9 protein-coding genes are annotated in these 12,666 nt (G+C 36.4%); 1 reads left to right on the top strand and 8 read right to left on the bottom strand.

Features of this window, described 5'->3' with window-relative positions:
* Positions 1-3 precede the first annotated feature (3 nt).
* Positions 4-978 (top strand): LuxE/PaaK family acyltransferase, encoded by a 975-nt coding sequence (locus PI23P_RS03450; protein ID WP_004569344.1) that lies wholly within the window; start codon positions 4-6, stop codon positions 976-978.
* 123 nt (positions 979-1,101) lie between these two features.
* Here PI23P_RS03450 and PI23P_RS03445 read toward each other — a convergent pair whose 3' ends face one another.
* From PI23P_RS03445 to PI23P_RS03410, 8 genes are all read right to left on the bottom strand, one after another.
* The gene (locus PI23P_RS03445) at positions 1,102-2,640 is read right to left on the bottom strand and encodes an SLC13 family permease (protein ID WP_004569343.1); all 1,539 of its coding nucleotides are present in this window, start codon (positions 2,638-2,640) and stop codon (positions 1,102-1,104) included.
* A gap of 87 nt (positions 2,641-2,727) precedes the next feature.
* On the bottom strand, positions 2,728-4,662 hold the full coding sequence (gene nagB, locus PI23P_RS03440; protein ID WP_004569342.1) for a glucosamine-6-phosphate deaminase: 1,935 nt from the start codon (positions 4,660-4,662) through the stop codon (positions 2,728-2,730).
* Between the two features lie 2 nt (positions 4,663-4,664).
* Positions 4,665-7,265: an exo-rhamnogalacturonan lyase family protein gene (locus tag PI23P_RS03435; protein ID WP_004569341.1), complete on the bottom strand. Its 2,601-nt coding sequence runs from the start codon at positions 7,263-7,265 to the stop codon at positions 4,665-4,667.
* Positions 7,266-7,286: 21 nt separating this feature from the next.
* Positions 7,287-8,132 (bottom strand): ROK family protein, encoded by an 846-nt coding sequence (locus tag PI23P_RS03430; RefSeq protein ID WP_004569340.1) that lies wholly within the window; start codon positions 8,130-8,132, stop codon positions 7,287-7,289.
* A 2-nt stretch (positions 8,133-8,134) separates the two neighbouring features.
* Entirely contained in the window at positions 8,135-9,400 is a 1,266-nt protein-coding gene (locus PI23P_RS03425) for an MFS transporter (RefSeq protein ID WP_004569339.1), read from the bottom strand.
* 41 nt (positions 9,401-9,441) lie between these two features.
* Positions 9,442-10,329 carry a PIG-L deacetylase family protein gene (locus PI23P_RS03420; RefSeq protein ID WP_004569338.1) on the bottom strand — a complete coding sequence of 296 codons (888 nt, stop codon included), beginning with the start codon at positions 10,327-10,329 and terminating at the stop codon, positions 9,442-9,444.
* Between the two features lie 3 nt (positions 10,330-10,332).
* A complete protein-coding gene (locus PI23P_RS03415) occupies positions 10,333-11,235 on the bottom strand; it encodes a PIG-L deacetylase family protein (RefSeq protein WP_004569337.1) in 903 nt (300 codons plus the stop codon).
* Between the two features lie 30 nt (positions 11,236-11,265).
* Positions 11,266-12,657 (bottom strand): RagB/SusD family nutrient uptake outer membrane protein, encoded by a 1,392-nt coding sequence (locus PI23P_RS03410; RefSeq protein ID WP_004569336.1) that lies wholly within the window; start codon positions 12,655-12,657, stop codon positions 11,266-11,268.
* Positions 12,658-12,666 lie beyond the last annotated feature (9 nt).

Genomic DNA, 12,666 nt, shown 5'->3' with positions numbered 1-12,666 from the left:
CATATGCAAAACAGAATTTTCAACATACAAAACGAGTATCAATTTACAGAAGTAGCACTAGCGGTTTTTAAACATCAGTTTAAAAATAACAGAGTGTATCGCTCTTTTTGTGATTTGCTGTACATACATCCTTCAGATGTTTCTAAAATTGAAGAAATTCCTTTTTTACCTATTCAGTTTTTTAAAAGTAGAAAAGTGCTCTCTTCTCTAGATGATGTTCAAGAAACTTTTACGAGTTCTGGGACTACAGGAGGCCTTACAAGCAGCCATTTAGTGACAGATATAAACCTATACAAAGAAAGTTATTTAAAAGGTTTTGCCCATTTTTATGGCAATATTGAAGAGTATACTGTGCTCGCCCTTTTGCCTAATTATTTAGAGCGAAATGGTTCTTCTTTGGTTTTTATGGTGGCTGATTTAATAGAGAAAACTAAAAATCCTGAAAGTGGATTTTATCTTGATAATCTTCAGGAGTTGGCCAAGAAGCTTGTTGCATTAGATAAAAGTGGACAGAAAACGCTGTTAATTGGCGTTTCTTTTGCCTTGTTAGATTTGATAGAGCTACAGCCATTCAACTTAAAAAATACCACAATCATGGAAACAGGTGGTATGAAGGGAAGAAGAAAAGAGTTGATACGAGAAGAATTACACAGCATTTTACAGACGGGGTTTGGAGTTTCGGAAATTCATTCAGAATATGGAATGACAGAGTTGTTAAGTCAGGGATATTCAAAAGGAAAAGGTGTTTTTGAAACGCCTCCTTGGATGAAAATTTTAACAAGAGATACGGAAGACGCCTTGACAATTAATTCTTTGGAGAAGAACGGTGGAATAAACATCATTGATTTGGCAAATTATAATTCTTGCTCTTTTATTGCATCTCAAGATTTAGGAAAAGTACACGAAAATGAGACGTTTGAAGTGCTTGGTCGTTTTGATAATTCAGATATTAGAGGCTGTAATTTGATGGTTTTGTAAGGTTTTTTTGATTATGCCCCTAAAAAATAATCCAATCTAGGCCATTTTTAGTAAACAAATTTGAACTATTTAACGTTCAGTAAAGAATACCTAAAAATACAGGTTTTAAAAAAGGATTGTTTTTTATGAACCAGGGTTCACTGCTTTTTGAGCCCATTCTGGAAATACCGCGGGGTCAATATTGAAAATTATAGTACCCCAGGTGATGGTAAAAAATAAGATGACAATAATCGCAAATATATTGATTACTAACCCAGTTTTAATCATTTGAGCTATTGTCAACTTCCCTGTACTAAATGCGATCGCGTTCGGAGGAGTTGCAATGGGCAACATGAATGCCAGGGAGGCAGCCAGTGTTACAGGAATCATAATTAGCAATGGATTTACGCCTATTTCATTTGCCAAACCACTAATCACTGGTAAAATCATTTCTGTAGTAGCAGTATTCGATGTAAATTCAGTCAGCATTGACATCAACCCCGTTAATGTTCCTATCAATAGTGTTGGAGAAAAGTTACTGGCTCCTGAGAGCAGACTACCAGCATAATTAGACAAGCCAGAGTCTACAAACCCCTTTGCAAGCGCAAAACCACCTCCAAACAAAAACACGATATTCCAAGGTATTTTTTTTGTAATCTCCCAAGTCAGTAAGGCTTCCTTTTTTTTAGAGGAAGGGATCATAAATAATAAAATAGCAATCAATATAGAAACAGTCCCGTCTGTTATAAAATTGGGAGTACTAAATAATGAACTCCATCCTGGAATAGTAATAAAACCCAAGTTTATATTGGATCGAAAAACCCACAATAAGACCAACGCTATAAACAAAACAAATACTTTTCTTTCTTCAGAGCTTGTTCTCCCCAAGGCCAGGTATTGATCATTAAAAAACGATTTGTCAAGTTTTTCAATTTTTTCTTTTGGTTTATAGATTTTATAAATTACAAATAAGGTGAATAAAAACATTACGATGGTTATTGGAAAAGCGAAAGCGATCCATTGTCCAAAAGAGATGGAGGGTCCTTCAGGGTATAAAATTGAAAATAGCCTAAGAAACGATAAGTTTGGAGGTGTACCCACTAACGTAGCAATGCCACCAATTGAACATGCGTATGCAACTGAAAGTAGTAATCCAGCAAGGAATTCTTTTATCTTACCTGGTCCGTGAACCTCTTCAAGTGCGTTTGATACAGAGAAAGCAATTGGCAACATCATCATCGTTGTTGCTGTATTCGACATCCACATCGATAAAAATGCGGAGGACAGCATAAAACCAAATAAAATCATAAAAGGACTCCCTCCGACAATAGAGAGAACTTTTAAGGCGATTCTTTTATGTAGGTCCCATTTTTCCATGGCCAAGGCCATTAAAAAACCTCCAATAAATAAAAAGATAACATCGTTGATATAAGCATCAGCGACTGTGCGACCGTTTAAAACACCTAAAAGAGGAAATAATATTAAAGGTAGAAATGAGGTAACCCCAATAGGTAACGCTTCACTCACCCACCAAAAAGCCATTAATATTGCAATAGCAAATGTATATGTTATTTCTGGTTTTCCTGGATACAGGTCTACACCGAAAATGATTCCAAAGAAAATGACAATTCCTGAGATAATTAGGGGAATATGGATATGATTTTTTTTAGGTGCGTTTGTCAATCTGTAATTGGGTTTAAAGTTATCTTCAATAGCTATGTTTGCTCAATAAATGAATACTATTCAATTTTATAAAAAAATAGTTAAAATTTAAATCTGTACTTTTTTAAAGCTTTCAATGGCTTCGTATTCTGTGAGTCCTAGCAAGTTATAATGCACAGCCGTTTTTCTATTTCTCTCTTCAACTCTCAACCAAAATTCTCTAGAATCATCTCCTTGAAACATTACTTTGTCTTTTTGAGATTGGTGGTATAAAATAGCCTGACGTTTTAAAATAACTTCGCTGGGGCTCAGCGGTACTGCCATATTTATTGAATTAATATCCCAATCATGCCAAGCACCACTGTACAGCCATAACCAACAGTTGTCCATAAATTTACGGGGTTTTAAGGCTTTTATTGCAGTCATAACAGCATTCAAGCAGACTTCATGAGTTCCGTGCGGATCTGTCATATCTCCAGCGGCAAAAATCTGATGCGGTTTAATTAAAGCAATAATATCTTTAATTATTTCGATATCATTTTGACCTATTGGATTCTTTTTGACTTGTCCCGTTTCATAAAAAGGCAAATCTAAAAAGTGTACATTTTTATCTTTTAAACCAATGTATCGGACTGCTGCGTATGATTCTCGTCTTCTGATCAATCCTTTCAATTTTCGAACTGCTAAAGAGTCAATTTGATTTTCTGATTTGTTGTTTAAGAAATGGATGACGTCTGTAAAATCTGTTTGCGAGGAATCTAATAAAAAATCGTTGCTAACTTCGGCAAACTTTAATGCTTCATCGTCTGTAACGGCAATGTTTCCAGATGTTTGATATACGACATGTACATCGTGCCCTTGTTTTATTAATTTTGACAAAGTTCCACCCATTGAAATTACGTCATCATCTGGGTGTGGACTAAAAAGAATAATTCTTTTTTTGGATGGGCTTGCTCTTTCTGGCCGGTGCGAATCGTCTGTATTTGGTTTTCCTCCTGGCCATCCCGTTATGGTTCGTTGCAAAACATTGAACATGCTAATATTCATGTCATAGGCAGAGCCCTCTTGCGCTAATAAATCTGACATGCCGTTATTGTTATAATCACGATCTGTTAATTTTAAAATCGACTGTTTTGTCTTTTCACACAACCAAACGATTGCTTTGCTTTTTAATTCGGGTGTCCAAAGGCATTTATCTACCAACCAAGGTGTTTTGAAACGAGTGAGTTCAGAGGCTGCAGATTGATCTAATACAAAAGTTACATTGGTGTGATTTTGCAAGAACGTTGCAGGAATTTCAGAGCTTATCAATCCTTGAATGGTTCTTTCTATAATTTCTGCCTTATTTTGTTTCCAGGCAGCGAGTACAACTCGTTTTGAACGCAGAATTGTTGAAACCCCCATTGTGATGGCTCTTTTAGGGACATTATTAATTCCATTAAAGTCTGACGAAGCATCCAATCTTGTGATGTGGTCAAGGGTGATAATTCGCGTTTGTGAATTGACGTGAGAGCCTGGTTCGTTAAAACCTACGTGCCCCGTGCGTCCAATTCCCAACAATTGAAAATCAAGGCCACCTTTATTTTTAATCGTCATTTCATAATCAATGCAGTATTGATTTAAGGAATCAAAACGAACTGTTCCGTCAGGAATGTGAATATTCTCTGGTAAAATATCGATATGATTGAACAAGTGTTCATGCATAAAATAATAATAACTTTGGTTATTTTCTTTAGACATTGGGTAATACTCATCTAAGTTGAAGGTAATAACATTGCTAAAGCTTAATCCATCTTCTCGATGCATTCTTACCAGTTCTTCATATACTTTTATAGGAGAAGACCCAGTTGCCAAACCAAGCACACAATTTTTGTTTTTTTTCTGCTTAGACATTATGAGGTATGCAATTTCTTGCGCTATAATTATAGATGCATCGGCAGCGTTTTTAAAAATTTCGTTGTGAACCTTTTCAAACCTTGTATTTTCAAAAGCCCCTGGCTGAGAAAATTTAATTTGATCGTGACCTTCTTTATATGTTTGCATATTTATTTTTTTTCTTGATTTAGGTAGTACAGAAGATATGGGATATTATACGCGTGGGTCCATCCAAAAGCTCTTAAACCATTGTCTATTTTCCAGATAGTTCTTTCTCCATCTCTACCTATCGGCAATTTTGAAACCTTTTTTAGAGCTTGACTGTATTCCTCTTGATTCGTGAAGTTGTAGTTTAAAGAATCAACTTGCAACACTTTAGACCTTTCAATAGCTTCCTCTAAGTACATTTTATTACCAGTGAATTCATAGCCTAGAATTAAAGGGTATATGGTCGCTAGATAAGATTCCATTTCGTGATTTAGTGGAGGGACTTGTTTCACCCATCGTGCGTGGTCTACCAGTGCTTTTTTAATTCTATCATCACCAGATAGCTGCCAATATTTATACAATCCCTGCGCAACGTAGTTTTGGCTGTATCCAAATCGATCTAGAATAAGGTTTCCGCCTTGTTCTTTTTGGAGAGAAAGTAGTAATTCAACCCTTTCATCGAGTTCCTTTTTATATTTTTTTTGTTTGGTAGCGTCATAAAGTTCAACCAAATTTAGAATTGATAAATAAAGTCTTCTACCGCGCAAGCCGTGGTCTCCCCAAATTTTATTTATATACGTGTCTCCTGTCATTTTTGCAACTTCTAGGGCTCTTGTATCCCCTGTAATGTAATAGGATGCAATCCAACCTTGTATCCACACATGCGCACTTAAAAGAGCAGACCAATGTTCATCTCCGTGTCTTCTTCCTATTCCCAGATATGGGGTGGATGCTGTTTCTTCTTTAAAGTTCCACCAGTCAACGGCATCATTGATATCTCCAAGGAATTTACGTTTTTTTGGCCAATGAATATTATCTACGTCCATGGTGTGTTTGCTCATATTCTGTGCGGCATAGTAGTATTTCGCCTTCCCAGTTCTCATAAAATTCGTCCAGAGCATAAAGTCTATGGTGGGCTCATTATTATTCCACATTTTCCATTTTCCTTTGTTGTAATACGCTTTTCCGTCGCCATGATTAAACATTCCATACCAGGCATCCCAATTTTGATTGTACATCCACCAATCGTACTTGTATTGTAGTGCATTTTCATATTCTGGATGTTCCAAAGAAAAGGGTGCCATATTTCCGTAAACTTTAGAACCGGTGTACCATTCAGAAGAGGCGTGGGCAACTGCTGGTTTTAATGAATAATCCATAATATTATTTATATTGCCACTCGTAGTTGTCTCATGGAAATAGTAAATAAACTCAGTAGTTTTTGCGATTCCCTGGGCAAAATTACCCAACATGCCACCGTCTATCTTGGTGTCTTTTCTTTCGAAACTCATAGGATCTACAGCTGCGGGCCAAATATAACTGTTGAGGGTTTTTGTTTTTGGATCCACTTCTAATGCTTTTGGATATTCCTGATAAAAATTCTTGATACCTATTGCAATTCCTTTTGTGCTATCTGAGAGATCTATCCATCCTTTTGCTTTCTCAGTATTCTCGATGACTATTTTATTTTGGTATGCTTTTGCGTCAAAACCTTTAATTTTTTTAGTTGGAGAAGAAACTGCATCTGGATTATTTTGCTGAGGTCCAGTTTGAAGTAGTGTTGTTTTGTCTATTGCCGATGCAGGAAATTTAACGATGCGTTCTTCTGAATCTACTTGTGACCAATCTCCATCGTAAAAAGGAATCAGAACTTCTTGCGTTGAATCTAAATGATATACTAAATTTAGTCCACATCCTGATATTTGGTCATTAGGTTGTGTCCATCCTATGTCGTCAGCGGTATCTTCAGAAAGAATTTTTTTGTTTTGAGTAGCAATATTATAGTGTTCTCCATCCTGTTTTTTGTGCTTATCAGGAACCCCTGTGTATGTTAAAGTGTGCAGTACTTTAATGTAAGATTTTCCGGCATATGCATGTATTTTTATTTCAAAAGGAGCAGCATTGTTGTCTTTTTGAAGGTAAGAATACGTTCCTTCAATTCTAAAAATAGCATGCAACGGTCCAGAGCCTTTTTCCCTGAAAACTTGACCAATTGTTGCCTGTGAGGCGTCAATTCCAGAGGCATCCATAATGTCTAAAAAACTTCCTCTTTTATTTTTTTGAGCAGATGAAATAAGTTCGTTGTCAGTAAATTGCCCATCTTTATTTAAGTCTAAATAGACGGCATCTAAAAAACCATCACCCAATTTATTTAGGCGAAATGATAAGGGCCCAGTATTCACATCTATTCCACCCCTTGGGCGCATGTTATTGGAAGAGATAATTCTTTCCTTTGTCTGAATAGGGGCTATGTTTTCTCCATACTCTAAAATATAACTTGAGGATTTTTCTGAGAAGAAAAACACCCAAACCCATTTAATGCTGAGGTCGGAAGGTTCCCAGGTGGTTACTTCTGTTGTTTGACAAACAATTTCTTTTCCATTAGCATTTAATAAACGGAGGTTGTCCACCGAAAAGAGTTCGCCTTTTGGGAAAGGGATACCAATTGTTATTGGTGCACCGACTTTGTTATTTTCAATAGTTATGGGAATTTGTTTTTTATTACTGGCTTGGGCACCTATTATTTCGAATAATAGTAGCGCTAAAAGAATTCTAATTTTCATTCAAAGGGTTTGAAATATTATTTAAGGGTTTTGTAAACAAAGCGATGCAGCTCCTAATAGTGCAACTCCACTTTGATTCGAGATTTCTATTTTTAAATTTTGTATTTGTTTCTGATAAGCAAAGGATTGCAGCGCATGTTCCACGGATTTTTGAAAAAGGGGGTACGCCTTGCTGATAGACCCTCCTATAATAATAGCGTCTGGGGAGAATAGGTATAAAACTGCTTTTACAGCCGCTCCAACATGCACCCCAAAATCATTAAATAATTGCAGTGCATTTTCGTCTCCTGCGGTTGCTTTTTCACTGAACTCTTTTACCGTTGTGTTGTGTTTGTTAGAAAAGAAGAAACTTCCCGCATAATCTTCTATAATTCCCTCTTTGTAGGGAAGCATTCCAATTTCTCCAGCGCCACAAAGATGTCCATTGTACAGTTTATTATCAATAATGATACCTGCTCCAATTCCCGTACCGATAGAAAGCGCAATAAAATTTTTATAGTTCTTACCTTTTCCAAATATTTTCTCTCCCAGTGCAAAACAATTGGCGTCGTTGTTTATTGAAACGGGCAAAGAATACTTATTTTCTAGTATTTTTTTTAATGCTATTTCTTTCCATACAGGTATATTTTGTATGTCGTAAATAATTCCTGTTAATTGATCTACAGTTCCGGGAACCCCAATACCTATAGCAATAACACTTGAATCATTAAGTGCATCAATAGCTTCAAATAGCAGTGAAAGTATTTTTTCTTGGGAGTGTTTTTTATCTACAGCTCTAAAAGTCTCTTGTTCAATTGTACCGTTTTTTATGCGGCCAATATTAATGTTTGTGCCACCAATATCGATTCCAAGTAGTGTACCCTCCATAGTTACTTTTGTGAATTTTTTAGATTGATTGTTTTATTATGTATTAAGGGAGATGCCCAGAACCCGATACTTAATATAAATAGTAATGGAAGAATCAAAAAGAGCATTCCTGTTTTTAAAGAGGTTAATTCGCCAAGCCATCCCACAATAAAAGGGACAATTGCACCACCGGCAATTCCAGTGCATAAAATACCTGACAAGGAGCCGTGATGTTTTTTTACAGAGTTTAGTGCTAATGAAAAGATGATAGACCACATGACAGAGATAAAAAAGCCAACCAAAGGAAATGAAATTAGGGCAACATTTGCGTTTCCTGTTAACGCGAACAGCAAAGCTAAAATAGTTGCAATGGTTGCAATAATTAATAGTTTTCGACTGTCCATTATTTTTAAGAGTAGTAAACCAAGTAGACAACCAACCGTAAGCATTGCCCAAAAATAAGCAACTGTATTCGCTCCAAATATTTTGGAATCTAAGCCGTGATATTGTAATAAAAATTGTGAAATCCAATTTCCAATTCCTTGTTCGACTCCTACATAGCAGAAAATTGAAATAAAATAAAGCGCAGTCCATTTATTTCTTAAAAGTTGCAAGTATGAACTTACATCACCAGCCCGTTCGCTTTCGTTTTTTATAAAAATCGGGTATTTTGTTTTGAATACAACTACTAATAGAATACAACTGATTAATGCAAATACCACATAAAGGGATACCCAAGGAAGCTCTAAAGGCACAAGGGATGTCAAGAAGCTAGCAAGAACGCCTTTTGTTTCAAGATTTGTATTCACCAGGCTTTGGTATAGAAAAGGACTTGCAAAAGAGGCCAGTCCGAATACAAGTTGGGCCAATACAGAATTAAATGCAAAATGTTCTTCTCCACCAGAAACACGAAGCAATGGGTTGATAACCACTTGTAAAACAGCCATACAGGAACCCAAACTAAAGAGGGTAAAACTAAACGATATATATCCTGGAGAAATCACAAAAAGTAAGGATGCCAATACCATCACAAAAAAGGAGAGTGATAGTAAATTCTTATTGCTATATTTTTCAGATAAGAAACCTGCAGGGATCGACATGACGCCGTAAGCAATAAAAAAAGTAAACGGCAATAACCCCGTAAGGGTTAAACTTAAATTAAAACTAGTTTTAACATCAACGATTATAGAGTTAAGAATATTTGTAATGAAAGATATGACAAAGAAAATCAACATTACTAGGGCAATAATAGAATAGGGTGTTTTTTGGATAGGGGTCTCTTTTGTCATGCGCTTTTTTCTATTACAAGATTAAAAATGGGTGTATACTTTTACTTTAACATTGGAAAAAGTCTTTTAATTTCTTTGGTATTGGGTTGCTTTCCATATTCACAAATTTCAAAGAATTCTGCGTGTTTTGGCAATATATTTTTTGAATTAGGGTACCACTTCTTTAGCACATCTAGTTCTTCTTTATCCCAAATGGTTTTTTTTGCGTACTTTTTCTTTAACCAAGCGAGCCGGTCTTCCTTGCTTGTGGGTATTTCCTTTTCTTTCACACCACTAACCCAAGGCAACCATTCAAACATTTGAGAGTCGTGGGCTGCTAATGCGGCTATTTTTTGGTCAACAACGGCATCTATAACAATAGCAATATCTTTAGAAAATGGATACGGCTTCTTAAAGTGATCTTTCATGTAGAGAAAAACTGGATTTTTTTTAAGTGGAGGGGTGTCTGGCGTTACATTTGGAACGATTACCAAATACGCGGCATCTTGCACTGCAATTCCAGCATTCCTGTGATCTGGGTGATAATCATTGGGTCTTAAACCCAAAACAATGTCTGCATCCCATTCTCGTATTTTGCGAATTACTTGGTGTCTTACATGTAAGGTTGGTATTAATTCGCCATCGTGATTGTCAAGGACATCGTATGTTATGTTTAATATTTCTGCTGCTTTTTGAGCCTCAGCTCTTCTTCTTTTTCCTAAAAAACCACCACCTTCACTTTGGTGACCTGCATCTCCATTTGTTAAAGATACAAACTTCACTTTGTGTCCCATTTTGGCATACAGTGCTGCAGTGCCTCCAAACTTAGCATCACAATCGTCAGGGTGGGCACCAAAAGCTATAATTTTAAGAGGTTTTATCTGATTATTTTGAGCGCCTAAAAAACCTCCTGTGTTTATCAGGAGTACAAGTAAAATTAGCTTTTTCATTTTTTATTGTTTAGAAGTTAGCATGGGAAAAAGTTTTAGAATCTCTTCATCTGTTGGTTGTTTTCCATATTCACAGATTTCGAAAGACTCCACATACTGGACCGCATTTCCTTTTTCATTACCGTACCATTTGGTAAGCGATTTTCTTATTTCTGGTGTAATGTTACTTTTAGCACCCCACTTATTTTTTAGGTATACTAGACGCTCAGATTTGTCCTCTGGAACATCAGATAATTTTCCTTCTGTCCAGGGTAACCATTCGTAAAACTGCGAATCATGCGCATCTAGACCATACATTTTTTGGTCTAAAGTACTGGAGATATCAATTGTAATTTCCGGCTGAAACGCATACGGCTTTTGAAAAGGATCCTGTAAGTATAGAAACACTGGGTTTTTCTCAAGAGGGGGCGTATCAGAGACTACATTTGGAACAATTACCAAGTACGCTGCATCTTGCACGAGAACTCCTGTATATCGGTGATCTGGGTGGTAATCAACAGGTCTGTGTGTAAGTACAATATCTGCGTTCCAATTTCTAATTTCTCTGATTACTTGGTGCCGAATATCCAACGTAGGCAAAAGCTCTCCGTCATGATTGTCTAAAACAGTGTATTCAATATTTAACCGTTTTGCAGCTTCGTTTGCTTCAGCTCTTCTGATTTTAGCAAGTGCACCACCGCCTTTCTCAAAATGACCGGCATCTCCGTTGGTTATAGATACAAACTTGACATTATGTCCCATTTTAGCAAAGAGTGCTGCAGTGCCTCCAAATTTATTATCACAGTCATCGGGATGAGCTCCAAAAACAATAATATTTAATTTTTTAGTGTTCTGACTTTTTAAAGTGCCAGTAAAACAGAGCAGTAGGATATGGGATAAAAGAATTAATTGGGATTTATTTGACATGATATCCGTTGTTTTATCTTGAGAAAATTATTAATTGTTTTGAGTAAAATTACTGTTTATATCCATTTCTCTTTGAGGTATATAAAACAGCTCTTTTACTGCTGATTCAGGTACAAATGACTCTGCAGTATTAACTTTTTCTTTCGCAACGTTCAATCTTTTGATGTCTGCCCATCGGTGGTTTTCAAAAGCTAGCTCGACTCTTCTTTCGTGAAGAAGCTTTTCCAAGAATGTTCCACTAGACGCAGCATCTATGTCTGCTAAGCCCGCTCTATTTCTAACTTGATTTATAAATCCATAGCTTTCTGTGGATTCGCCAAGAGATTCTGCTAACATTAAAAGCACATCTGCATATCTAAAAACCACAAAATTAATATCGGAATCATTTTCTACAGGTGGGTTACCACTGTACTTTTTGATATAGTTTGCTGTAATTGTTTCATTATTTTCGTTGATATAAGAAGTGCCTACAGAGATGTCAAATCGAGTGTCGTTTACTTCATAAGCTCCTATCATTCCATCCGTGGGTCTATTTCTACCAAAGCCCTGACCATTTTGTAAAAAAGCGTTGGGAGAAAAGTCATTTGTAAAAGAACTCCCTTGTCCGATGCCCCCGCTTATGAACTGCACTTCAAAAATAGACTCGTCATTATTTTCATTCATGTGTCCCCAAAGAGAAGTGTAATCTGGAAGCAGTCTATAATTATAGGTAGAAACGATCCGCCTTAAAACCATCTCCGCTTCACTTTTTTGACCCACAGTTAAATATACTTTCGCTAACAAAGTTGCCGCTGCGCCTTTTGTTGCTCTACCTACATTTAATACATCATAATCTTGAATAAGATTTCCTTCTGCTTTCACTAGGTCCGTAATAATCTGTGTGTATACTGCAGTTGGACTTACTTGCGTTAATTTTTCACCAGGTATGAAAACGTCCAATTGTAGGGGAATATTGCCATAGGCAATAGCAAGATGATAATACATTAAAGATCTAAGAAACAAAGCTTCTCCAATGATTCTGTTTTTAAGAGTATCCTCCATTTCAACAGCATCTATTCTATCCAGTATTGCGTTGCAGTTAGAAATTACCCTGTAAGACCCTTTCCAAGCGGCATCTACCTGCTCGTTTAAAGCGTCTTCTGTAAAGGTATTTATTACAGTAAATTGATTTGCTAATCCCGTTTGGTCCGGACCTTGGTCGGTATTATCACTTCGCATTTCAAACATGGTCCAATAAGATCTTCCATACACTTCTTTGGACTGCAAACCTCTATAGCTTGCATTAATACCAAAAGTAAAGTCTTCAACATTCGTATAAAAGTTAGCTTCGTTCCTTTCAGATACAGGCGCTAGGTCGGTATAATCGTCGCTACACGCAGTGAACGCGATCGTTGTTAATATAAATAGGATTATGTTTTTCATTTGACTTAA

It is taken from the genome of Polaribacter irgensii 23-P, from assembly GCF_000153225.1.
In the GTDB taxonomy this organism is placed as follows: domain Bacteria; phylum Bacteroidota; class Bacteroidia; order Flavobacteriales; family Flavobacteriaceae; genus Polaribacter; species Polaribacter irgensii.
Note: the sequence above shows the minus strand (reverse complement) of the source record. Positions and strands in the feature narration are given on the sequence as shown.

Excerpts from the sequence above, each read along its gene's own strand:
- PI23P_RS03450 (WP_004569344.1), top strand. The coding sequence starts at position 4 with ATGCAAAACAGAATTTTCAACATACAAAACGAGTATCAATTTACAGAA.
- nagB (WP_004569342.1), bottom strand. The coding sequence starts at position 4,662 with ATGCAAACATATAAAGAAGGTCACGATCAAATTAAATTTTCTCAGCCA.
- PI23P_RS03435 (WP_004569341.1), bottom strand. The coding sequence starts at position 7,265 with ATGAAAATTAGAATTCTTTTAGCGCTACTATTATTCGAAATAATAGGT.
- PI23P_RS03430 (WP_004569340.1), bottom strand. The coding sequence starts at position 8,132 with ATGGAGGGTACACTACTTGGAATCGATATTGGTGGCACAAACATTAAT.
- PI23P_RS03425 (WP_004569339.1), bottom strand. The coding sequence starts at position 9,400 with ATGACAAAAGAGACCCCTATCCAAAAAACACCCTATTCTATTATTGCC.
- PI23P_RS03420 (WP_004569338.1), bottom strand. The coding sequence starts at position 10,329 with ATGAAAAAGCTAATTTTACTTGTACTCCTGATAAACACAGGAGGTTTT.
- PI23P_RS03415 (WP_004569337.1), bottom strand. The coding sequence starts at position 11,235 with ATGTCAAATAAATCCCAATTAATTCTTTTATCCCATATCCTACTGCTC.
- PI23P_RS03410 (WP_004569336.1), bottom strand. The coding sequence starts at position 12,657 with ATGAAAAACATAATCCTATTTATATTAACAACGATCGCGTTCACTGCG.